This is a genomic window from Pseudomonas sp. R4-35-07 (assembly GCF_003852235.1).
Lineage (GTDB): Bacteria > Pseudomonadota > Gammaproteobacteria > Pseudomonadales > Pseudomonadaceae > Aquipseudomonas.
Genome location: NZ_CP027732.1, coordinates 3,942,378 through 3,962,462, shown reverse-complemented (window position 1 = coordinate 3,962,462; position 20,085 = coordinate 3,942,378). Strand labels below are relative to the sequence as shown.

25 protein-coding genes are annotated in these 20,085 nt (G+C 61.0%); 14 read left to right on the top strand and 11 right to left on the bottom strand.

Translation table 11 applies throughout. From position 1 onward, the window contains the following. Nucleotides 1-123 precede the first annotated feature (123 nt). Nucleotides 124-1,020 carry a LysR family transcriptional regulator gene (locus tag C4J89_RS18030; protein WP_124415210.1) on the bottom strand — a complete coding sequence of 299 codons (897 nt, stop codon included), beginning with the start codon at nt 1,018-1,020 and terminating at the stop codon, nt 124-126. A gap of 126 nt (nt 1,021-1,146) precedes the next feature. Here C4J89_RS18030 and C4J89_RS18025 point away from each other — a divergent pair, with 126 nt between their 5' ends. Genes C4J89_RS18025 through C4J89_RS18015 form a run of 3 tightly spaced genes read left to right on the top strand, consistent with a single transcriptional unit; the run spans nt 1,147 to nt 4,083 of the window. After that, a complete protein-coding gene (locus C4J89_RS18025) occupies nt 1,147-2,439 on the top strand; it encodes a CitMHS family transporter (protein ID WP_124363718.1) in 1,293 nt (430 codons plus the stop codon). Between the two features lies 1 nt (nt 2,440). Next, nucleotides 2,441-3,766 (top strand): acyclic terpene utilization AtuA family protein, encoded by a 1,326-nt coding sequence (locus C4J89_RS18020; protein ID WP_124415209.1) that lies wholly within the window; start codon nt 2,441-2,443, stop codon nt 3,764-3,766. After that, a complete protein-coding gene (locus tag C4J89_RS18015; protein ID WP_124363716.1) occupies nt 3,763-4,083 on the top strand; it encodes a hypothetical protein in 321 nt (106 codons plus the stop codon). The genes C4J89_RS18020 and C4J89_RS18015 overlap by 4 nt, the downstream gene beginning before the upstream one ends. Nucleotides 4,084-4,179: 96 nt before the next feature. Here the strand turns inward: C4J89_RS18015 and C4J89_RS18010 are convergent, their stop codons facing one another. From C4J89_RS18010 to C4J89_RS17990, 5 genes are all read right to left on the bottom strand, one after another. Continuing rightward, on the bottom strand, nt 4,180-4,551 hold the full coding sequence (locus C4J89_RS18010) for a glutathione S-transferase N-terminal domain-containing protein (protein WP_124415208.1): 372 nt from the start codon (nt 4,549-4,551) through the stop codon (nt 4,180-4,182). Nucleotides 4,552-4,652: 101 nt separating this feature from the next. Continuing rightward, nucleotides 4,653-5,198 carry a GTP cyclohydrolase I FolE gene (gene folE / locus C4J89_RS18005; RefSeq protein ID WP_124363714.1) on the bottom strand — a complete coding sequence of 182 codons (546 nt, stop codon included), beginning with the start codon at nt 5,196-5,198 and terminating at the stop codon, nt 4,653-4,655. A 78-nt stretch (nt 5,199-5,276) separates the two neighbouring features. Next, a complete protein-coding gene (locus tag C4J89_RS18000) occupies nt 5,277-5,834 on the bottom strand; it encodes a Smr/MutS family protein (RefSeq protein ID WP_003175227.1) in 558 nt (185 codons plus the stop codon). Between the two features lie 75 nt (nt 5,835-5,909). Beyond that, nucleotides 5,910-6,230, bottom strand: coding sequence for a hypothetical protein (locus tag C4J89_RS17995; protein ID WP_124363713.1), 321 nt, complete (start codon nt 6,228-6,230; stop codon nt 5,910-5,912). A 141-nt stretch (nt 6,231-6,371) separates the two neighbouring features. Then, nucleotides 6,372-6,962 carry a cysteine hydrolase family protein gene (locus C4J89_RS17990; RefSeq protein WP_124363712.1) on the bottom strand — a complete coding sequence of 197 codons (591 nt, stop codon included), beginning with the start codon at nt 6,960-6,962 and terminating at the stop codon, nt 6,372-6,374. A gap of 239 nt (nt 6,963-7,201) precedes the next feature. Between C4J89_RS17990 and prmB the strand changes: the two genes are divergently transcribed. Then, nucleotides 7,202-8,110 carry a 50S ribosomal protein L3 N(5)-glutamine methyltransferase gene (gene prmB, locus C4J89_RS17985; RefSeq protein ID WP_124363711.1) on the top strand — a complete coding sequence of 303 codons (909 nt, stop codon included), beginning with the start codon at nt 7,202-7,204 and terminating at the stop codon, nt 8,108-8,110. A gap of 128 nt (nt 8,111-8,238) precedes the next feature. Here the strand turns inward: prmB and C4J89_RS17980 are convergent, their stop codons facing one another. Continuing rightward, nucleotides 8,239-9,042: a hypothetical protein gene (locus tag C4J89_RS17980; protein ID WP_124407789.1), complete on the bottom strand. Its 804-nt coding sequence runs from the start codon at nt 9,040-9,042 to the stop codon at nt 8,239-8,241. A 99-nt stretch (nt 9,043-9,141) separates the two neighbouring features. Continuing rightward, nucleotides 9,142-10,104, bottom strand: coding sequence for an alpha/beta hydrolase (locus C4J89_RS17975; protein WP_124415207.1), 963 nt, complete (start codon nt 10,102-10,104; stop codon nt 9,142-9,144). A gap of 143 nt (nt 10,105-10,247) precedes the next feature. Here C4J89_RS17975 and aroC point away from each other — a divergent pair, with 143 nt between their 5' ends. From aroC to C4J89_RS17955, 4 genes are all read left to right on the top strand, one after another. Beyond that, nucleotides 10,248-11,339: a chorismate synthase gene (gene aroC, locus C4J89_RS17970; protein ID WP_124363708.1), complete on the top strand. Its 1,092-nt coding sequence runs from the start codon at nt 10,248-10,250 to the stop codon at nt 11,337-11,339. A gap of 10 nt (nt 11,340-11,349) precedes the next feature. Further along, nucleotides 11,350-12,510 carry an MFS transporter gene (locus C4J89_RS17965; protein ID WP_124415206.1) on the top strand — a complete coding sequence of 387 codons (1,161 nt, stop codon included), beginning with the start codon at nt 11,350-11,352 and terminating at the stop codon, nt 12,508-12,510. After that, entirely contained in the window at nt 12,507-13,037 is a 531-nt protein-coding gene (locus C4J89_RS17960; protein WP_124415205.1) for an acireductone dioxygenase, read from the top strand. Before C4J89_RS17965 ends, C4J89_RS17960 begins: the two co-directional genes overlap by 4 nt. Nucleotides 13,038-13,246: 209 nt before the next feature. Beyond that, the gene (locus C4J89_RS17955; RefSeq protein WP_124415204.1) at nt 13,247-13,540 is read left to right on the top strand and encodes a response regulator transcription factor; all 294 of its coding nucleotides are present in this window, start codon (nt 13,247-13,249) and stop codon (nt 13,538-13,540) included. Nucleotides 13,541-13,600: 60 nt separating this feature from the next. On the opposite strand, the gene C4J89_RS17950 is transcribed toward C4J89_RS17955, so the two are convergent. Continuing rightward, nucleotides 13,601-13,879, bottom strand: a complete 279-nt coding sequence (locus tag C4J89_RS17950; RefSeq protein WP_003172952.1) for a DUF3509 domain-containing protein — start codon at nt 13,877-13,879, stop codon at nt 13,601-13,603. 430 nt (nt 13,880-14,309) lie between these two features. On the opposite strand from C4J89_RS17950, the gene C4J89_RS17945 reads away from it, so the two are divergent. From C4J89_RS17945 to C4J89_RS17930, 4 genes are all read left to right on the top strand, one after another. Beyond that, the gene (locus C4J89_RS17945) at nt 14,310-14,825 is read left to right on the top strand and encodes an ankyrin repeat domain-containing protein (RefSeq protein ID WP_124415203.1); all 516 of its coding nucleotides are present in this window, start codon (nt 14,310-14,312) and stop codon (nt 14,823-14,825) included. Nucleotides 14,826-14,866: 41 nt separating this feature from the next. After that, nucleotides 14,867-15,397: a hypothetical protein gene (locus C4J89_RS17940; protein ID WP_124415202.1), complete on the top strand. Its 531-nt coding sequence runs from the start codon at nt 14,867-14,869 to the stop codon at nt 15,395-15,397. A gap of 67 nt (nt 15,398-15,464) precedes the next feature. Beyond that, nucleotides 15,465-15,656: a PLDc N-terminal domain-containing protein gene (locus C4J89_RS17935; RefSeq protein WP_003172956.1), complete on the top strand. Its 192-nt coding sequence runs from the start codon at nt 15,465-15,467 to the stop codon at nt 15,654-15,656. A gap of 415 nt (nt 15,657-16,071) precedes the next feature. Then, nucleotides 16,072-18,159: an LTA synthase family protein gene (locus C4J89_RS17930; protein WP_124415201.1), complete on the top strand. Its 2,088-nt coding sequence runs from the start codon at nt 16,072-16,074 to the stop codon at nt 18,157-18,159. 61 nt (nt 18,160-18,220) lie between these two features. Here C4J89_RS17930 and C4J89_RS17925 read toward each other — a convergent pair whose 3' ends face one another. Continuing rightward, nucleotides 18,221-18,373, bottom strand: a complete 153-nt coding sequence (locus C4J89_RS17925; protein ID WP_003192767.1) for a DUF3309 family protein — start codon at nt 18,371-18,373, stop codon at nt 18,221-18,223. 329 nt (nt 18,374-18,702) lie between these two features. Here C4J89_RS17925 and C4J89_RS17920 point away from each other — a divergent pair, with 329 nt between their 5' ends. Together C4J89_RS17920 and csrA are read left to right on the top strand one after the other, a co-directional pair. Further along, the gene (locus C4J89_RS17920; RefSeq protein WP_124415200.1) at nt 18,703-19,518 is read left to right on the top strand and encodes an SDR family oxidoreductase; all 816 of its coding nucleotides are present in this window, start codon (nt 18,703-18,705) and stop codon (nt 19,516-19,518) included. 127 nt (nt 19,519-19,645) lie between these two features. Further along, complete coding sequence (gene csrA, locus C4J89_RS17915; protein ID WP_124415199.1) at nt 19,646-19,843, top strand: carbon storage regulator CsrA; 198 nt, start codon at nt 19,646-19,648, stop codon at nt 19,841-19,843. Nucleotides 19,844-19,851: 8 nt separating this feature from the next. Here the strand turns inward: csrA and C4J89_RS17910 are convergent, their stop codons facing one another. Further along, complete coding sequence (locus tag C4J89_RS17910; RefSeq protein ID WP_124363699.1) at nt 19,852-20,079, bottom strand: YheU family protein; 228 nt, start codon at nt 20,077-20,079, stop codon at nt 19,852-19,854. Between the last annotated feature and the right edge of the window lie 6 nt (nt 20,080-20,085).

The window sequence follows — 20,085 nt, the reverse complement described above, 5'->3', positions numbered from 1 at the left end:
CTGTAGGAGCGAGCTTGCTCGCGAAAAACGCCCGGGCAACGCGTTCATTCTGGATAAACGCGGTGGCCCTGAGTTCTTCGCGAGCAAGCTCGCTCCTACAAAAAGCCTTGCCCCCTCCCACATTTAGTCCGGTGGTGTGTCAGATAACTCTGCGTTGAGCAGTTCAAAGCAGCGCTGCGCCGCCGGGCTCAATACCATCCCGCTGCGACTGATCAAGCCGATCTCCCTGTTCACCCCGGGATGATCGATGCTGATCCGCTTCAACCCCTCCAGGCTATCCGCCGCCGACTCCGGCAGCACACTGATCCCCAATCCCTGGCGCACCAGTGCCAGCACCGTGGACATGTAGTTGGCCTCCATGCCCGCATTGAGCGTCAGCCGCGTTTCATCGAACAACGCATCCACCTGTTCGCGCACGCTGCTGTCGCGGCCGGTGAGGATGATCGGCTGATCCGCCAGTTGTTCCAGGGTCAGCTGCCGATGGTGGGCGAGGGCGTGACCCAGCGGCACGAACGCGCAGAGCCGGTCATTTAGGACCGGCACGAAGTCCAGGCCGTGGCTCAGGCGCGCGCGCACGCCGATACCGAAGTCCACCTCGCCGGAACGCACCTGGGCCTGGATGCGGTGGGCCACCAGGTCATGCAGGCGCACTTCGATCCCGGCGAAGCGTTCGCGAAACAGGCGCAACACCGGCGGCAGGCTGCCGGCGCACACCGAGGGCAGGGCGGCGATCGTAACGACGCCACGGCGCAGCGCCGCGAGATCGCGCGAGCCAGTGACGATGTTGTCCAGGTCCAGCAGCAGTTTTTCCATGGGGCCACGCGCGTCGTGGCCGGCGGCGGTGATAGCCACATGGCGTGGGCTGCGGTCGAGCAGGGCGACGCCCAGCCACTCTTCCAGTTGTTGCACCTGCACGGTCAGCGCCGAGGGGGACAGGTTCAGCTCGCTGGCGGCCTTGGTAAAGCTGCCCGTGCGAGCAACGGCGAGGAATGCCTGGATGTGTTGGATGCTGTTTTTCATACGGACGGCTTCATTTTGTTTTTTCGAACACCGGTGTGTGAATATTCCAATTTACAAAGCCTAACCTGATTCCAATACTCCAGGGAAAACAATAACCGGCCCATCAAGGCCGCTCTGGAGTAACCCATGCTCGCTACCCTGGGTGTCATTACCATTCTGTGTCTGCTTGCTGCCGTTATGAGCAAGCGCCTCTCGCCGCTGGTGGCGCTGATCGCCCTGCCGATCATTGCCGCGTTGCTCGGTGGCTTCGGTCTGCAAACCAGTGCCTTCATCATCACCGGCATCAAGAACGTTGCCCCCGTGGTGGGCATGTTTGTGTTCGCCATTCTGTTTTTCGGGATCATGACCGATGCCGGCATGCTCGACCCGATCATCGAGCGGATTCTGCGCACGGTAGGGACGCGTCCTACGCGAATTGTCGTCGGTACCGCGACCCTGGCGCTGCTGGTGCACCTGGACGGGTCCGGCGCGGTGACCTTCCTGGTGACGGTGCCGGCGATGTTGCCGCTGTATACGCGGCTGGGCATCGACAAACGCATTCTGGCGTGTGTCTGCGCCATGGCGGCCGGGGTCAATTTCCTGCCGTGGACCGGCCCGGTGCTGCGCTCGTCGGCAGCGTTGCATGTGCCGGTGGCGGACCTGTTCCAACCGTTGATTCCAGTGCAGATCGTCGGGCTGATCTTTGTGTTCGCCTGCGCCTGGTGGCTGGGCCACCGTGAAGAAAAACGCCTGGGCCTGGGGGCCGGCTCCAGCGTGGACGCGGTGCCGCAACGGGTGCTCAGTGACGCCGATATCCAGCTGCGTCGGCCACGGCTGTTCTGGGTCAACCTGATCCTCACTGTGCTGGTGATGGTGGTGATGATCGCCGGCTGGGTCGACCCAGTGGTGATGTTCATGCTCGGCACCGTGGTGGCGCTGTGTATCAACTACCCCAACGTCGACGCCCAGCGCGCCCGTATCGACGCCCATGCGAAAACCGCCCTGACCATGGCCAGCATCCTGCTTGCCGCCGGCGTGTTCACCGGCATCATGCAAGGCACTGGCATGCTCAAGGCGATTGCCGAAGTGGCGGTGGCGCAGATTCCCGCGGGTCATGGCAAGTTGATCCCGGCGGTGGTGGGCTTCATTTCCATGCCGTTGAGCATGCTGTTCGACCCCGATTCCTACTATTTCGGCGTGATGCCGGTGATTGCCGAAGTTGGCAAGGCGCTGGGTGTCGACCCGCTGCAAGTGGCCCAGGCCTCGTTACTGGGCGTGCACACCACGGGCTTTCCGGTCAGCCCGTTGACCCCGGCGACTTTCCTGTTGGTGGGCCTGTGCAAGATCGAGCTGGCCGATCATCAGCGCTTCACCATTCCTTTTCTGTTCGCCGCGTCGGTGTTGATGACCCTGACCGCACTGCTCCTGGGAGTTATCTGAGATGAAAACCTTGCGCATCGGCGCCGGTGCCGGCTACTCCGGTGACCGTATCGAACCCGCCGTGGAACTGGCCGAACAGGGCGACCTGGATTACCTGGTGTTCGAATGCCTGGCCGAACGCACCATCGCCCTGGCCCAACAGGCGCGCATCAGCGATCCGGCAGGCGGCTATGACCCTTTGTTGAGTGAGCGCATGCGTCGGGTGCTGCCCTTTGTCGGGGTGCACGAGGGCCGCCGCCGTTTGCGCGTGATCACTAATATGGGCGCGGCCAACCCGGTGTCGGCCGCCGTCGAAGTGCGGCGCATCGCCCGTGAACTGGGGGCGAACCTCAAGGTGGTGGCCGTGACGGGCGATGACGTGCTGGCGGCGTTGCAGCCCGAGCAGTTGCTGGACAACGGCCAGACCCTGGGCGCACTGGGTGAGCGGCTGATTTCGGCGAATGCCTACCTGGGCGTGGACGGCATCCTTGAAGCCCTGCGCGCCGATGCCGATGTGGTGATCACGGGGCGTGTGGCCGACCCGTCATTGTTTCTCGCGCCGCAGATGTTCGAATTCGGCTGGGCCGCCGACGATTGGCAACGCCTGGGCAAGGGCACCCTGGTCGGGCATTTGCTCGAATGTGCCGGGCAGGTCAGCGGCGGTTATTTTGCGGACCCAGGCTTCAAGGATGTGGATGACTTGGCACGCCTGGGCTTTCCGTTGGCCGAGATCAATGCCGACGGCACTGCCTTGATCACCAAGGTGGCGGGCTCTGGAGGGCAGGTCAGCCGCGCCACCTGCAGCGAACAACTGATCTACGAAGTGCACGACCCGCAAGCGTATTTGACTCCGGACGTCACGGCCGATTTTTCACAGGTGGGGTTTGTCGAGGAGGGCGTTGATCGGGTGCGCGCCCACGGCGCCACAGGGCGGGCGCGGCCCGAACAGCTGAAAGTCAGCGTCGGTTATCTTGATGGTTGGATCGGAGAGGGGCAGATGTCCTACGGCGGCCCGGGCGCTGTCGCACGGGCGCAACTGGCGCGCGAAGTGGTGCTCAAGCGTCTGGAACTGACCGGCGTGAAGATGCAGGAAGTGCGCGCCGAGTTGATCGGCATGGATGCCTTGCATGGCCCGCGCAGCAATGCCGAGCCTTGGGAAGTGCGCCTGCGGGTCGCCGCCCGGTGTGAAGAACGCCGCGACGCGGTGCGCATCGGCAATGAAGTGGAAGCCCTCTACACCAACGGCCCCGCTGGCGGTGGCGGAGCGAGCAAGAGTGTGCGCCAGGTGGTGGCGGTGGCGTCGTTGCTGCTGCCTCGTGACAGGGTCAAACCGAGGATAGAAGCATGAAGTTGCATTCACTGGCCCATTCCCGCACCGGGGATAAGGGCGACACATCGAACATCTCGATCATTGCTTATCGCGCCGAGGATTACCCGTTGCTGTGTGAACAGCTGACTGCCGAGCGCGTCGCCGCGTTTTTCGCAGACCTGCTGGAGCCTGGCGCGGCGCCGGTGCAACGCTATGCATTGCCCAACGTACAGGCGCTGAACTTCGTGCTGCCGGGCATTTTGCGCGGCGGCGTCACGCGTTCGCTGGCACTGGATGCCCACGGCAAGTGCCTGGGCTCGGCGCTGCTGGACCTGGATATGTCAGCACCAAACTAAATGTGGGAGGGGGCTTGCTCCCGATAGCGGTCGGTCAGTCAAAAAATTGCTGACTATTACACCGCCATCGGGAGCAAGCCCCCTCCCACAGAACATTCAGATCGCGGCGAAGCGTTTGTCCAGGTAGTCAATGATGACCTTGGAGTCATACATCCAGGTGGTCTGGCCGTTTTCTTCGATGCGCAGGCATGGCACTTTGATCTTGCCGCCTTGCTCCAGCAGGGTCTGGCGGTCGTGCTCGTTGTTCTTCGCGTCCTTGAGTGCTACCGGCACATTCAGGCGATGCAAGGTGCGGCGGGTTTTCACGCAGAAGGGGCAGGCGTGGAACTGATACAGGGTCAGGTCCTTGGCGGCTGCGTTGACCTTGGCCTGTTGTTCGGCCGGGCGCTGCTTTTTGCGCGGACGGGTCAGGAAGTCGCCGGCGATGATGATCTGGCCGAGGCCCACTCGAAGTACTTTGACGAACATGGCTGAAAGCCTCTTGCCCATGAAGAAGGGGTCGCAGCTTACCTGAATTCTGCAGGCGAAAAAAAACCGGCGATGAACGCCGGCTTTTCCTACACAGCCACTTACTTGATCAGGCTGAGAAATTCGCTGCGGGTGGCCGCGTTTTCGCGGAACTCACCGAGCATCACCGACGTGATCATCGACGAATTCTGTTTTTCCACACCGCGCATCATCATGCACATGTGCTTGGCTTCGATCACCACCGCTACGCCCAGGGCGCCGGTCACTTGCAGCACCGCGTCAGCGATCTGGCGGCTGAGGTTTTCCTGGATCTGCAGGCGACGCGCATACATGTCGACGATCCGCGCGACCTTCGACAGCCCCAGCACTTTGCCGCTCGGGATGTAGGCAACATGGGCCTTGCCGATAAACGGCAGCAGGTGGTGTTCGCACAGCGAGTACAACTCGATGTCCTTGACCAGCACCATTTCGCTGTTGTCGGAGCTGAACAAGGCACCGTTGGTGACTTCCTCCAACGTCTGTTCGTAACCGCGGCAGAGGTACTGCATCGCCTTGGCGGCACGCTTTGGCGTGTCGAGCAGGCCCTCACGGGAGATGTCCTCGCCGAGTTGGCCGAGAATCTCTGTGTAATTCTGTTCCAGGGACATGAAACTACCTGTGGGATTTTCGCAAAGCGCAAGGTTACGGGGGCGGACACATCGCTGCAAGCCTGACGATGGCACTTGTTACTCGTCGCGGCCTTCCATCATGGTGCGCTTGAGCATTACATACACCGCGCCGGCGCCGCCGTGGCGGGCCTGGCACGAGGTGAAGCCGAGGACCTGGGCATGCTGGCGCAGCCAGGTGTTGACGTGGCTCTTGATCATCGGCCGCTTGCCGTCCAGCCGCACGGCCTTGCCGTGGGTGACGCGCACGCAGCGGATTTCGAACTTGGTGGCTTCGGCAAGAAAAGCCCACAGTGTTTCCCGAGCTTTTTCGACGGTCATGCCGTGCAGGTCGAGGCTGCCTTCGAACGGGATCTGGCCGGCCTTGAGCTTGCGCATCTGGCTTTCCTGTACCCCGTCACGTGCCCACATCAGCTCGTCTTCAGGGCCTACGTCGATCACGAACTGGTCCGACAAGCCATCCACGGTGGTGGCGTCGGTGCGCACGGTCGCGGCCTGGCGCAGCTTGGCAATCTGCGCCCGATCAGCCTTGGGTTTGCCGGTGTCGGCGCGGTCGTGCTTGATCGGCTTGACGCCGCGCAGCTCGTTCTTGAACAGGGAAAAATCGTCGTCTTGCATGTCAGCCTCCGCGAAGGGCGGGCAGTTTACCTAAATCGCGGCGGACAGGGCGCAGCAAATGCTATCCAAGCGCCATCAGTCGTGTTTTTTCATCAGGTGCGAAGCGATGTTCAACGACAGCGGCTGGCGCATTCTGCGCCGGCTGCGGCGCCACAACCACACGCCCAGCCACACCACCAGCAGGCCGATGCCCAGCAGGATCGCCGAACCGCCAGGGCTGGCGTTCAACTCGCCCAGTGCCGGCGAATGCCCAAACAGGCCGGCGCCACCCGCGCCCGCCAACGCCACACCTACAATCGCCAGCAGCGCGGCAATGCCCGCCACCAGGCGCAGACGCCAGTTGCTCGGGCCCTTGGGGCGCAAGCGACGAGCATCAAAACCATCGGATATCTTCATTCCGACCTTTCCTCCAGGGTATCGGCCCTTCGACCGGAAGATACACAGGATGTTCCTGTGCCCGGGGTAAATGCGCGAAATGAACACGCTTTGCGGATGAGCGGGGCAATCAACAGGGTGCGCCGCTCATCCCAGAGACGATCAGATCAGATCTTTGGTCAACGCCAGGGTGGCGAAGTTGTCGGCCATGATGGCCATTTCGGTTTGCTGCACATGCTCGGCACTGAGCACGCCGCCTTTGTAGGGCAAGTCGCGGGTGGCGCAGGCATCTTCCACCAGGGTGCAGCGAAAGCCGAGGTTCTTGGCGGCGCGCACCGTGGTGCTGACGCTGGAGTGGCTCATGAAACCGCAGACGATCAGATCCAGCGAACCCAGGTCCTGCAGGTGTTTTTCCAGGCCGGTGCCGTGGAAGGCGCTGGGCAGCAGCTTGCCGATGATGGTTTCGTCGCCTTCAGGTTCCAGGCCGGGGATGAATTCGCCGCGCTCGCCTTGCGGATCGAACAGGCCGCCCACGGTACCCAGGTGGCGCACATGCACGATCGGCCGCCCGGCGTTGCGCGCAGCCGCCACCAGCTGTTTGATATTGCCAACCGCCGCGTCCATGCCCGAAAGGGCGAGTGGGCCGCTGAGGTACTCCTTCTGGGCGTCGATGATCACGAGCGTCGCATGGGCAAGGTTGGCAGCTGCGTAACCACGACCGCTGAGTTGAAACATCGTCTTTGGAACGGACATTCTGGGGCTCCTGTCAGGGGGGCTTTTGTGACATTGTCCACTGGCTGAGCGGTTCTGTGAATCGCTACCATCGTAAGGTACGCCGTTGTTGACGTGCAGCGCTGTCAAGTGGGTGAGTTGTTTAAGCCCATGGTGGCAATTTGGATGAAATCCGACGTATGGCAAAGGCGTTTCGTACATCGTCGGTACAGGTGAACGCTGTTAGAATCGCCAGTCGTTTTTTCCAGGAGTCTGCCCCCGTGATCACTTCCCGCCTGCGCACTTTGCGCGACCATATCCGTTGGGCTGTCAGCCGTTTCCATGGGGAAGACCTGTTTTTTGGCCACGGCACCGACAATGCCTGGGACGAAGCCCGGCAACTGGTGCTCGGCGCCCTGCATTTGCCGTGGGAAATTGCCGACAGCTACCTGGACTGCAATCTGGAGGAAGAGGAAATTTCCCATGTGCAGCGTTTACTGCATCGTCGCATCCATGAGCGTATTCCCACCGCCTACTTGCTGAAAGAGGCCTGGTTCTGCGGCATGTCGTTCATTGTCGATGAACGGGTGCTGATTCCGCGCTCGCCGATTGGCGAGCTGATCGAAAACCGCTTTGAACCCTGGCTGGCCCAACCCCCGGCGCGCATTCTGGACCTGTGCACCGGCTCCGGTTGCATCGGCATCGCCTGTGCCTACGAGTTCCCGGACGCCGAGGTGGTACTGGGCGACTTGTCCTTCGAAGCCCTGGAAGTGGCCAACCAGAACATCGAGCGGCATGGCGTCGATGAGCGCGTGTACACCGTGCAGGGCGACGGCTTCGAGGGCCTGCCGGGGCAGCGCTTCGATCTGATCGTGTCGAACCCGCCTTATGTGGATGCCGAAGATTTCGCCGACATGCCGGATGAATACCAGCACGAACCCGAACTGGGCCTGGCCTGCGGCGATGATGGCTTGAATCTGGTACGGCGGATGCTGGCCGAAGCGGCGGACCACCTGACCGAGAAAGGGTTGCTGATTGTCGAAGTGGGCAACAGCCAGGTGCATGTCGAGGCGCTGTACCCGGAAGTGGACTTTGCCTGGCTGGACTTCCAGCGCGGTGGGCATGGGGTGTTCATGCTCACGGCTGAGCAGTGCCGGGCGCATCAAGCAATCTTCACCGATAGGATCTAACTGAAGAAACACGGTCAATGTGGGAGGGGGCTTGCTCCCGATGAGGCAGTGTCAGTAAATGCATTGCTAGCTGACACACCGCTATCGGGAGCAAGCCCCCTCCCACAGTTTGATCGCATTTCACCCTGCTAGCGGTGCGTGGCGATCCAGATCAACAGCCCCGCCTGAAACACGGTAAACGCCACCAGGCAGGTGATGGTAAAGCGCAACCCGCTGTCCTCGCGCTTGAACTTGGTGACTTTTTCCTCTTCCTTGCGCAGTCTCACTTCGTGCTCGGCCAGGTTGTGCTCGGCCTGTTGCAGCATCTGCGCGGCTTCGAGGATTTCGACGAATTGCACCTTCTCGGTGTTCCAACTGTCCAGCACCTCGCTGACCTTGCCCGGCTGCACGTTACCCTTGAGGTGCTGCACGTCGGCGTAGGCCACGTCAAAACCCTGGATGCGCAGGAAGTGATCGCGGCGCAGGCGCGTGGCTTCGTTGAGCGCGTCCTTGTTGGCCAGGTCCACGCCGTCGACGCGGTAGTGTGACCACTTCTTCTTGGCCCAGGCTGCGGCCTGGGCGACCAGGAAGCGCCCAAGACCGCGGTTGACCGGTTCGATTTCCAGGCTGTTACCCGGGCCGAAGTGCACGCGATGTTTATCGTGATCCACCCAGATATCCAGCTGGTTCTGCTCGCGGCGTACGCGCTGGCCGGGCAATTGGATGACCATGCGCAACAGGCTGTGATGCGAGTCATGGCGCTCGGCATAACCGAACTGCACAAAGCGCAATGGCCGCGCGCCGGTCGCACGGTCGGTGGCCAACGGGGCGAGGCGCAGCATCTTGAAATGTTCGGCGTGCACGTCCGCCCACGGCAGCGCCGCTGCTGCGGCGGCCTCGGTTTCAGCCGGGATGTCGGCTGTGGATTCTGGGGTTGCTTCTGTGGTTGTCATGCGGCGCGATCCTGTCCAAGCCCTGCGAGCCGACAGTCTTTTTACTGTCGATTCTGGGCTTATCGGCCGTTTTCTCCAGGACTGGAGGCCAATAGCCGCTTAACGGGGAGCAAGTCCGTCGATAAAGCGCACTATCCGCTCGCCCAGTTCGGCGGCGAGGGGCAATTTCGGGTCGTTGTAGGACGCCAGTTGCTGCTTGACGTTGTTGGGCACGATGCGCATGACATGGTTCATGCCTTCGATCACCGTCAACTGCGCATCCGGCTTGGCCTTTTTCAGCTGCTGGGCATCGCCGACGCCGACCTGGATGTCGTTGGTGCCCTGAATGATCAGGGCGGGCATGGTCAGCCGTGCAAAGGCCGCCGACGGATCGGCGCGGAACAGGCTGATCAGATAAGGCTGCACGCTGGGTCGGAAGATACCTTCCAGCGGGCGCGGCACATCGGCATCCACCTGGCCCGCCTTGAGGTGGTCGAGAATTTCGTTGCTGCGCAGCAGGAGGGCCGGGGGCAGGTGATCGGCCAGTTGCTGGCGAATCACCTGGTCGACCGGGCGAGCACTGCCGGACAGGGAAATCACCCCGGCCGGACTCAACTGCGGCGCGGCGAGGGCGGCGACCAGCGCGCCCTCACTGTGGCCCAGCACGATCAGCGGGCCCATGCGCTTGTCGGCCTTGAGCAACTTGCCCCAGGCCACGGCGTCGGACACGTAGGCGTCGAGGGTCAGGTTGCGTTCATTAGGGGTCGCGGCAAGGCTGGCGGCCACGCCGCGTTTGTCATAGCGCACGCTGGCGATATTGTGCCGGGCCAGCACCCAGGCCAGGCGCTTGAGGCTGTCGTTGCGCGCGCCGTCGGCGCTGTTGCCGTTGCGGTCGGTAGGGCCTGAGCCGGCGATGATCAGCACCACCGGCACGGGTCGGTCGGACTGTGGCAGTAGCAGTGAGCCAAACAGCTCACCGCTGCCGGTGTCCAGGCTGATCGGCCGCTGGAGTACGACAGGGGAGGCGGCCTGGGCCGCGACGGTAAACAAGGTGAGGGTGAACAGCAAAACTCGCAGCATCATCGCGCCATCATTGGAGAGGTGCCGGTTGGACCAACGTCTACCGGTAAGGTTTCGAGGATGAACTAGTCGGTTAGCCTGCGTATACTGGCCGCCTTAAGTTATTACGGTTGACTTGTTTCAACTGACTTCACGGAGCGCCCTGCATGTCCGGCAATACCTTCGGCAAGCTGTTCACTGTCACCACCGCGGGCGAAAGCCATGGCCCGGCGTTGGTCGCCATTGTCGACGGCTGCCCGCCCGGCCTCGAGCTGTCTCTGGAAGACCTGCAACGTGATCTGGACCGGCGCAAGCCCGGCACCAGCCGTCACACAACCCAGCGCCAGGAACCCGATGAAGTCGAGATCCTCTCCGGTGTGTTCGAAGGCCGCACCACTGGCTGCGCCATCGGCCTGCTGATCCGCAATACCGACCAGAAGTCCAAGGACTACTCGGCGATCAAGGACCTGTTCCGCCCGGCCCATGCCGACTACACCTACCATCACAAATACGGCGAACGCGACTACCGTGGCGGCGGCCGCAGCTCGGCCCGCGAAACCGCGATGCGCGTGGCGGCCGGTGCCATCGCCAAGAAATACCTGGCAACCCAGGGCATCGTCATCCGTGGCTATATGAGCCAGCTCGGCCCGATTGAAATCCCGTTCAAGACCTGGGACAGCGTCGAAGACAATGCGTTCTTCTGCCCCGACCCGGACAAGGTGCCGGAACTGGAAGCCTACATGGACCAGTTGCGCCGCGATCAGGACTCGGTCGGTGCCAAGATCACCGTGGTGGCCGAGGGCGTCAAGCCGGGCTTGGGCGAGCCGATCTTCGACCGTCTCGACGCCGAACTGGCCCATGCGCTGATGAGCATCAATGCGGTCAAGGGCGTGGAAATCGGCGCCGGTTTCGCCTGTGTGGCCCAACGCGGCACCGAGCATCGCGATGAGATGACCCCGCAGGGTTTCCTCAGCAACAACGCCGGCGGCATCCTCGGCGGTATCTCCTCGGGCCAGCCGATCGTGGCGCACCTGGCGCTCAAGGCCACGTCGAGCATCACCACGCCGGGCCGCTCGATCGATGTGCATGGCAACCCGGTGGACGTGATCACCAAAGGCCGCCACGACCCGTGCGTCGGCATCCGCGCCACGCCGATTGCCGAAGCCATGATGGCCATCGTGTTGATGGACCATCTGCTGCGCAATCGCGGGCAAAACGCTGATGTGCAGGTGAGTACGCCGGTACTGGGCCAGCTGTGAAGGGCTGAAGGTGACAGCCCTCCCTTATTGGCGCCTCTCCAGCTTTTACCTGTTCTACTTCGCCCTGCTCGGGGCGACGGCGCCATTCCTGGCGTTGTACTTCGATCATCTGGGCTTTTCCAGCGCGCGTATCGGCGAGCTGGTGGCCATCCCCATGCTGATGCGGTGCGTGGCGCCCAATCTCTGGGGCTGGCTGGGCGATTACACCGGGCGACGCCTGGCCATCGTGCGCTTTGGCGCGGTGTGCACGCTGTTGAGTTTTTCGCTGATTTTCGTCAGCAAGACTTACGCCTGGCTGGCCCTGGTCATGGCCTTGCACGCGTTCTTCTGGCACGCGGTACTGCCGCAGTTCGAAGTGATCACCCTGGCTCACCTGCAACAGCAAACCTCGCGCTACAGCCAGATACGCTTGTGGGGCTCCATCGGCTTTATCCTCACCGTCGTGATCATGGGCCGCCTGTTCGACTGGCTGAGCGTGGATATCTACCCGGTGGTGGTCGTGGTGATCATGGCCGGCATCATCGGCGCCAGCCTGTGGGTGCCGAACGCGCAGCCCGCCAGCCACGGCAAGCGCCTGGCCGGTGACGGGTTTATCCGCCAATTGCGCAGCCCCGGCGTGCCGGCCTTCTATGCCTGTGTGGCGCTGATGCAGATGAGTCATGGCCCGTATTACACCTTCCTCACGCTGCACCTGGAACACCTGGGCTACAGCCGTGGCGTGATCGGCCTGCTGTGGGCGCTCGGGGTGGTGGCGGAGGTGTTGATGTTCCTGGCCATGAGTCGCATCCTGACGCGCTTCTCCGTGCGCCGGGTGCTGCTGGCCAGTTTCCTGCTGGCGGCACTGCGCTGGTTGCTGCTCGGTGCGTTTGCCGAATTTTTCTGGGTGCTGCTGCTGGCGCAAGTGCTGCATGCCGCCACGTTCGGCAGTTTCCACGCGGCGGCCATCGCCTTCGTGCAGCGCAGTTTCGGCGATCGCCAGCAAGGCCAGGGCCAGGCGCTTTACGCCGCGCTGGCCGGCACCGGTGGTGCGCTGGGTGCGCTGTATGCCGGTTATAGCTGGAACCTGCTGGGCCCGACCCTCACCTTCAGTATCGCCAGCATCGCGGCCCTGGCCGCCGCCGTTATCATTGGCCTTCGATTGCAAGAGCCGAACCAAGGAGCCATGCAATGAGCTACGTCGCTGTCTACCCCCTCGCTACACCCGACACTCCGAACAAAGTGCTGACCTACTTCGACGACATTCAATCGACCCTGGCCGAAAAAGGCGTGCGCTTTGAGCGCTGGCAGCCCGCCGCGCTGGAAAAGGGCGCCAGCGAGGCGCAGATGATTGCGGCGTATCAGTCACAGATCGAAGCGCTTGGCTACGCCCACGTCAAGGTGATCAGCGTGACCGGTGATCATCCCCATAAAGACGCGCTGCCGGCCGAACGCCTGAGCGAGCACACCTGCCGTGAAGATCAAGCGCACGGCTTCATCGCGGGCCAGGGATTGTTCTCGTTGCGCATTGGCGATTATGTCTACGGCGTGCGGTGTGAGAAGAACGATCTGCTGATCGTGCCCGCTGGCACGCCCCATTGGTTCGACATGGGCGAGAACCCGCATTTTGTTGCGCTGCATATGTTCAACACCGCAGAGGGTTCGGTGCCGACCTTGAGCGGTAATGACATCGCCCGTGACGCTGCCAAGCTGGACGACTAAAACAAGTCTTTTAGATGTTCAACCCCGGCACGTTGGAATGTGCTGTGGGAAGAAGCCTGAATACATGTAGGGCTTGGCTGTTTATCCTCGGCCTTGCTCTCTCATTTCGCCAGTTATGTAACTCTCTCCTCGTTCAATGTTTATGTCGCTGTCTATAGGAAGAATCCGAAGGGTGACAGCGCATCAGCATATAAAAAAAGGAGAAAGTAATGAATCGCCCCGAGGAGTTATCTCAGCCGTTGGACGTTTTGACGGACGTTTTTCCGGACGTTGTACCGACGGTTATCAGAAGACGCTTGAGTTTACTCGGCAAGCCCCTGACCAAGACGGAGCTGCAGATCCTGCGGTGGGCCTCCGAAGGTAAGACCATATGGGAGATGAGCAGGATTCGCTGCACCTCGCAGGCTACGGTCAAATTCCATCTGCGCAATATCTACGGCAAGCTCGATGTGAATAACCGCGTGCAGGCGATGAATGAGGCGGCGCGCCAGGGCCTGTGCTGACGGCATAAAAAAGGGCCGCGACGCTCAACGGCGTCGCAGCCCTTTTTAGCTGGGTGAAGCTTATGCCGAGTGGTAGGTCGGCAAGGCAAAGCGGTTCTGGCTTTGCAGCATCGAAATTTGCGGCAGTTCACTGGCTTGTTCGGCCAGGTCGCGGCGGATCGCACTGATCACCCAAGTGAGCTGGTCGGCGGTGTGCAACTGCTGATACGAGATCGAGCGTTTGACCTGCTTGCCTTCGCTGTTGCGCAGGGTCAACAGGATGCCGCCGTCCGGACGTGGCTGGGTGGTGACGTCGTAGTTGGAAAATACCGAAGCGAATTTATCTTGGATCAGGCTCATGTCTATCAGCTCCATTGGCTCAAGTGGGCAAGCATGGAGTGATAGGTGCAGTGATTGTGCCAGTATTGAGCGTCTTAAAAAATACTTGTAAATCAATAAGTTATAATTTTTCAGGATTTTCGTTTTCGTGCAATTTGCATGAAGGGCTATCGTGCATCCTGCATTTTGCGTTATCCAACTGGTTACTTTTTACGCGCAATGCGTTTTCCCTACCGATTATGACCGTGGGTTTCGCGGATAAATTCCATTCAGGCCGCAGGCGCTAATCGGGAGACGACTCAGTTTAAATCCCGCGTGTACAGCTAAAGAAGGGCTGGCACCACGTTCGCTATTGATTGTGCCTATCGGCATTTTTGACAAAAAAGCCATGACAGCCGGGAACTCCATCGCGACACTGGGCGCCATATACAGCATTACACAGGAGCCCTACATGTCGACTCAGCCCAAACAGATGACCGAAGACGAAGCCGCCGAATTCGCCGAGCAAGTCTTCGACGTCGCCCGCAAAGGCGACGCCGCCATGCTCGCAGCGCTATTGGCCAAAGGCTTGCCGGCCAACTTCCGTAATCACAACGGCGACACGCTGCTGATGCTTGCGGCCTACCACGGCCATGCCGAGGCGGTAAAAGTGTTGCTGGAGTTCAAGGCCGATCCGTTGATTGCCAACGATAAGAACCAACTGCCGATTGCCGGTGCGGCCTTCAAGGGCAACCTGCACGTGGTCAAGGCACTGATCGAAGGCGGAACCCCGGTTGAAGCGGCTTCTTCAGATGGGCGCACGGCACTGATGATGGCGGCCATGTTCAACCGCGTCGAAATGCTTGAATACCTGCTCGGCCAGGGGGCCAATCCCAAGGCTACCGACGCCCAGGGCGCGACGGCGCTGGCCGCGGCGCAGACCATGGGGGCCGTGGATACGGCGGCGTTGTTGCAAAAACTGGTGTAGGCTACGCGCCCTCGAAAACCCGCCCGCCACAGGACCATCCCATGAAAACCGTTCTCGTCGAACTCATCAGCAAAATCAGCGCCGGCGTCATGGCCGAGGACGAGGTGGTGCGTATCGCCGACGAAGCAGCTCAGGCCTACGCGGACCCTGCGGCTTTTCTGGCGGCCAATCCGGATATCAACTACGACGACACCTTCCCGATTCCGCTGGGGGAGTGGGTAGTAATCGGCAGCCTGCCGGACACCGTGCTGTTCCAGGCCGACACCTACGCCGACCTGTTTGCCCAGATCGTCGCCTCGTTTGGTCCGGGCGTGGCGTTCAACCTCAAGCCCAAGCAACTGGCGAAGACCGAAGACTTGACGGCGCTCAACCGCATCCAGATCCAAATGAGCGCCCTGAGCCCGGAAGACGGCGGCTATGTGCTGCTCAACTTCAGCCAGTTGCTCGATGACGAAATCCAGGCCGTGCTGGTGTTCGGCAATGACCTGCCGCGCGTGCTGGAGCTGTGCGCCGAGGTCGGCATCCAGGCCGAACCGTCGCTGGAAGCCCTGAAGATTGCCGTACACGTCTGAAATAAAACGGAACCCCGGCCAGGGCTGACTATCCTACAAGGGCATGCCCTCACTTAGGAGCGACACCATGGGTTCCACTTTCAACGGCCTGATTGGCCTGATCATCCTCGCGCTGGATATCTGGGCGATCATCAACGTGTTCAAAAGCGGCGCGAGCACGGGCGCCAAGGTGCTGTGGATTTTGCTGATCCTGCTGCTGCCGGTACTGGGCCTGATCATCTGGGCGATCGCCGGGCCGCGAGGTAACGTGCGCATCTGATCGTTCGCTCACTTCAAATCCAAAGTGAGCACAATAATGTGGGAGGGGGCTTGCTCCCGATGGCGTAGTGACAGTCACTCTATCCAGTGCTGACCCACCGCCATCGGGGGCAAGCCCCCTCCCACATTTCCCTCCGGTGTGTTTGAGAGATTTGTGTGTCGAAATATTCGCTGCACGAAATTTTCACATCCCATCCAAGACAATTCGCCCGCTTTATTCCGCTGCCAAGGCTCTATCCCCCGAGTGCCCATAAAGGCACGGCGGCGGCGCTCGCTCAGTAATTTATAGCGTTGATGCCGTTGATCGGGCACCATTTGCCCCACCGCGTTAACCGCCCACCCCGGCCAGCCTGGGCGAGGGACGGACGCCACTGCATTATTTCGCAACTTCAACTTCCAATGGGTCCTAAAACGACATGGCAAACCCGGACGCCCTGAATCAGCCGCGCGCTTCAAATCGCCTGCTGCAACCGACCGTCAAATCCCATCTGGCGTACACGCTGCTTTGCGCACTGGTCATGATGGTGATGTTCTCCCTGCTGCGCCTGGCGTTGCTGGTCTACAACCGCGAGATGATCCTCGACACACCGGCCTCGACCTTCCTGGAAGCGTTCGCCAATGGCCTGCGCCTGGATATCCGCCTGGTGATGTACCTGCTGATCCCGCTGCTGCTGGCGTTGTTCAGCGTACGGGCCATGGCGGCGCGTGGGTTCTTCCGCTTGTGGTTGACCGTCGCGTCCAGCATTGCGCTGTTCCTCGGCCTGATGGAGATGGACTTCTACCGTGAGTTCCACCAGCGCCTCAACGGCCTGGTCTTCCAGTATGTGAAGGAAGACCCGAAAACCGTGATGAGCATGCTCTGGTACGGATTCCCGGTGGTGCGTTACCTGTTGGCCTGGGCCGTGGGCACGCTGATCCTGAGCATGGCCTTCAAGGGCGCCGACCGCGCAACGCGCCCGCGTGGCCCGTTCAGTGGCGGCAGCATCGGCACGCGCCCGGTGGCGCCGTGGTACAGCCGCATCGCCGTGTTCGTGGTGTGCCTGCTGGTCGCGGTGGTCGCCATCCGCGGCACCCTGCGCCAGGGTCCGCCGCTGCGTTGGGGGGATGTCTACACCACTGATTCGAACTTCGCCAACCAGCTTGGCCTCAATGGCACGCTGTCGCTGATCGCTGCGGCCAAGTCGCGCTTCTCCGAAGATCGCTCCAACATCTGGAAGGCCACCCTGGAGCAACCGCTGGCCACCCAGACCGTGCGGGACATGCTGGTACTGCCGAGCGAAAAACTGGTGGATACCGACACCGCTGCCGTGCGCCGTGATTCCACGCCACCGGCCGAGAAGACCCTGCCGATCAAGAACGTGGTAGTGATCCTGATGGAAAGCTTCGCCGGTCACTCGGTGGGCGCCCTGGGTCGTCCAGGTAACATCACGCCGTACTTCGACAAGTTGTCCAAGGAAGGCCTGCTGTTCGATCGCTTCTTCTCCAACGGTACCCACACCCACCAGGGTATGTTCGCCACCATGGCCTGCTTCCCGAACCTGCCGGGCTTCGAATACCTGATGCAGACCCCCGAAGGCAGCCACAAGCTGTCGGGCCTGCCGCAGTTGCTCAGCGCGCGTGATTTCAATGATGTGTATGTGTACAACGGCGACTTCGCCTGGGACAACCAGTCGGGCTTTTTCAGCAACCAGGGCATGACCAACTTCATTGGCCGCAATGACTTCGTCAACCCGGTGTTTTCCGACCCGACCTGGGGCGTTTCCGACCAGGACATGTTCAACCGTGGCCTGGAAGAACTGAAAGCCCGCGAAGGCGGCAAGCCGTTCTACGCGCTGCTGCAAACCCTGTCCAACCACACGCCGTACGCCTTGCCGACGCCATTGCCGGTCGAGAAAGTCACTGACCGTGGCAGCCTCAACGAGCATTTGACCGCCATGCGTTACTCCGATTGGGCGCTGGGCCAGTTCTTCGAGAAGGCCCGCAAGGAGCCGTACTTCAAGGAAACCCTGTTCGTGGTGGTGGGTGACCACGGCTTCGGTAACGAGCAGCAGATCACCGAGATGGACCTGGGCCGTTTCAATGTACCGATGCTGATGATCGCGCCGGGCATGCAGGAAAAGTTCGGCGAGCGTGACCACACCGTGGGCACCCAGATTGATATCGTCCCGACCATCATGGGCCGCCTGGGCGGTGACACCCTGCACCAGTGCTGGGGCCGCGACCTGCTCAACCTGCCGGAAGGCGACAAAGGCTTCGGCGTGATCAAACCGTCGGGCAGCGACCAGACCGTCGCCCTGCTCACGGCTGACCGTGTGCTGGTCTTGCCCAAGGAAATGCCACCCAAACTGTGGCAATACGAACTGGGCGCCAACCCGACCGGCAAAGTAATCGCCGAATCGCCCGACGAAGCGGCGCTGAAGCAGAAGCTCGAGTCGTTCCTGCAAACCGCCACCAAGAGCCTGCTGGATAACACCGCAGGCGTCATAGACGGTAAGCCGGACTAACGCATCGGCAAAAAAAAGAGGCCTCAATCGAGGCCTCTTTTTTTATCTGCGTACGCAGCGTTTATATCTTGCCGAGTAACAACAGCACCAGCAGAACGACCAGCACTACGCCCAAGATACCCGACGGGCCATAACCCCAGTTACGCGAGTGCGGGAACACTGGCAGGCCGCCGACCAACAGTAGAATCAGGATAATGATCAGGATCAGGCTCATGGTTTTATTCCTTATAGGCCTTGCGTAAAGACCGGTTATTCAGCGGGAGTCTCGTCCACTTGATTATGGACGGCTTAACAACTCCGACTCTGTCACTTCACAGAAAATTCCGTATTTTTTTAAAGCAATTTGGTTGCTCGCTTATTTCTTTTAACACCCGCGCAAATACATCAAGTTAGTTGAAAAATATTGAACTTAGGCTATGCGCGCGCATCCGACCGAGCCCGCGGTTTGCCTGGGGCATTCATCACTCTGATGGTGCGTGGGCGCGGCAAAAACCTTCGCTACACTGCCGGTCACTCCTCTGGTGAACCACAAGGCTACTTCCTATGCAAAACCGCATGATGATCACTGGCGCCGGGTCCGGCCTGGGTCGTGAAATCGCTCTGCGCTGGGCCCGCGAGGGTTGGCAGCTGGCCTTGTCGGATGTCAGCGAGCCCGGCCTGCTGGAAACCCTCAGGCTGGTGCGCGAAGCCGGTGGCGACGGTTTCACCCAGCGCTGCGATGTGCGTGACTACAGCCAGCTCACCGCGTTCGCCCAGGCCTGCGAGGTGAAGCTTGGCGGCATCGATGTCATCGTCAATAACGCCGGGGTGGCCTCCGGTGGTTTTTTTGCCGAGCTGTCTCTCGAGGATTGGGACTGGCAGATTGCAATCAACCTGATGGGCGTGGTCAAGGGCTGCAAGGCGTTCCTGCCGCTGCTGGAAAAGAGCAAGGGGCGCATCATCAACATCGCCTCGATGGCCGCGCTGATGCAGGGGCCGGCCATGAGCAACTACAACGTGGCCAAGGCCGGTGTAGTGGCGCTGTCGGAAAGTCTGCTGGTGGAACTCAAGCAGCAGGAAATCGGCGTGCATGTGGTATGCCCGTCGTTTTTCCAGACCAATCTGCTCGATTCATTCCGTGGGCCGACCCCGGCAATGAAGGCGCAGGTGGGCAAGTTGCTCGAGAGTTCACCGATCTCGGCGACGCAGATCGCCGACTACATTTATCAGCGCGTGGCTGCCGGTGAGTTCATGATTCTGCCCCACGAGCAGGGACGGATGGCGTGGACGCTCAAACAGAAAAACCCGCAATTGCTGTATGACGAGATGACGCTGATGGCCGACAAAATGCGCGCCAAGGCGCAGGCTACCAAAGCCTGATTCGGATGCGGTCTGTCAGGTAAATTACCTCTCCATGTAGGTGACGCCTGATTTGGCCGCGTGCCATTGCTGGTTACGCTTCAAGCGAGCAAGGTCGGGGGCCAGACACTCGAAAAGGACACCCGCCATGCTGGTCTTAAGCCGTGTTGTAGGCGAAACCATCGCCATCGGCGATGACATCGTCTTGCACATTCTCGAAATCAACGGACGCCAGGTGAAATTCGGCATCGAAGCGCCCGTAGGGATCAGCGTGCATCGCGCCGAGGTCTACCGCAAAATCCTCGAACGCCAGGCCGGCGCCGCTCATCCGGCGCCTAACCCTTAGCCTCTCCGTCAGTCAAACAGGTGCTTGGGCACGTCGTGCTTGAGCATCAACTGGCATTGTTCGCTGTCCGGATCGAACACGATCAACGCCTGGCCCTTGGTCAAGGCCTGGCGTACGCGCAATACGCGGGTTTGCAGCGGCGTGTCGTCGCCATTGTCGGTGCCATCGCGGGTAACGAAATCTTCGATGAGGCGGGTCAGGGTGTCGACTTCAAGCGCGTCGTAGGGAATCAGCATACAAGC

Coding starts and splice junctions, on each gene's coding strand:
- C4J89_RS18030 (WP_124415210.1), bottom strand. CDS start 1,020: ATGAAAAACAGCATCCAACACATCCAGGCATTCCTCGCCGTTGCTCGC.
- C4J89_RS18025 (WP_124363718.1), top strand. CDS start 1,147: ATGCTCGCTACCCTGGGTGTCATTACCATTCTGTGTCTGCTTGCTGCC.
- C4J89_RS18020 (WP_124415209.1), top strand. CDS start 2,441: ATGAAAACCTTGCGCATCGGCGCCGGTGCCGGCTACTCCGGTGACCGT.
- C4J89_RS18015 (WP_124363716.1), top strand. CDS start 3,763: ATGAAGTTGCATTCACTGGCCCATTCCCGCACCGGGGATAAGGGCGAC.
- C4J89_RS18010 (WP_124415208.1), bottom strand. CDS start 4,551: ATGTTCGTCAAAGTACTTCGAGTGGGCCTCGGCCAGATCATCATCGCC.
- folE (WP_124363714.1), bottom strand. CDS start 5,198: ATGTCCCTGGAACAGAATTACACAGAGATTCTCGGCCAACTCGGCGAG.
- C4J89_RS18000 (WP_003175227.1), bottom strand. CDS start 5,834: ATGCAAGACGACGATTTTTCCCTGTTCAAGAACGAGCTGCGCGGCGTC.
- C4J89_RS17995 (WP_124363713.1), bottom strand. CDS start 6,230: ATGAAGATATCCGATGGTTTTGATGCTCGTCGCTTGCGCCCCAAGGGC.
- C4J89_RS17990 (WP_124363712.1), bottom strand. CDS start 6,962: ATGTCCGTTCCAAAGACGATGTTTCAACTCAGCGGTCGTGGTTACGCA.
- C4J89_RS17980 (WP_124407789.1), bottom strand. CDS start 9,042: ATGACAACCACAGAAGCAACCCCAGAATCCACAGCCGACATCCCGGCT.
- C4J89_RS17975 (WP_124415207.1), bottom strand. CDS start 10,104: ATGATGCTGCGAGTTTTGCTGTTCACCCTCACCTTGTTTACCGTCGCG.
- aroC (WP_124363708.1), top strand. CDS start 10,248: ATGTCCGGCAATACCTTCGGCAAGCTGTTCACTGTCACCACCGCGGGC.
- C4J89_RS17960 (WP_124415205.1), top strand. CDS start 12,507: ATGAGCTACGTCGCTGTCTACCCCCTCGCTACACCCGACACTCCGAAC.
- C4J89_RS17955 (WP_124415204.1), top strand. CDS start 13,247: ATGAATCGCCCCGAGGAGTTATCTCAGCCGTTGGACGTTTTGACGGAC.
- C4J89_RS17950 (WP_003172952.1), bottom strand. CDS start 13,879: ATGAGCCTGATCCAAGATAAATTCGCTTCGGTATTTTCCAACTACGAC.
- C4J89_RS17945 (WP_124415203.1), top strand. CDS start 14,310: ATGTCGACTCAGCCCAAACAGATGACCGAAGACGAAGCCGCCGAATTC.
- C4J89_RS17940 (WP_124415202.1), top strand. CDS start 14,867: ATGAAAACCGTTCTCGTCGAACTCATCAGCAAAATCAGCGCCGGCGTC.
- C4J89_RS17935 (WP_003172956.1), top strand. CDS start 15,465: ATGGGTTCCACTTTCAACGGCCTGATTGGCCTGATCATCCTCGCGCTG.
- C4J89_RS17930 (WP_124415201.1), top strand. CDS start 16,072: ATGGCAAACCCGGACGCCCTGAATCAGCCGCGCGCTTCAAATCGCCTG.
- C4J89_RS17925 (WP_003192767.1), bottom strand. CDS start 18,373: ATGAGCCTGATCCTGATCATTATCCTGATTCTACTGTTGGTCGGCGGC.
- C4J89_RS17920 (WP_124415200.1), top strand. CDS start 18,703: ATGCAAAACCGCATGATGATCACTGGCGCCGGGTCCGGCCTGGGTCGT.
- csrA (WP_124415199.1), top strand. CDS start 19,646: ATGCTGGTCTTAAGCCGTGTTGTAGGCGAAACCATCGCCATCGGCGAT.
- C4J89_RS17910 (WP_124363699.1), bottom strand. CDS start 20,079: ATGCTGATTCCCTACGACGCGCTTGAAGTCGACACCCTGACCCGCCTC.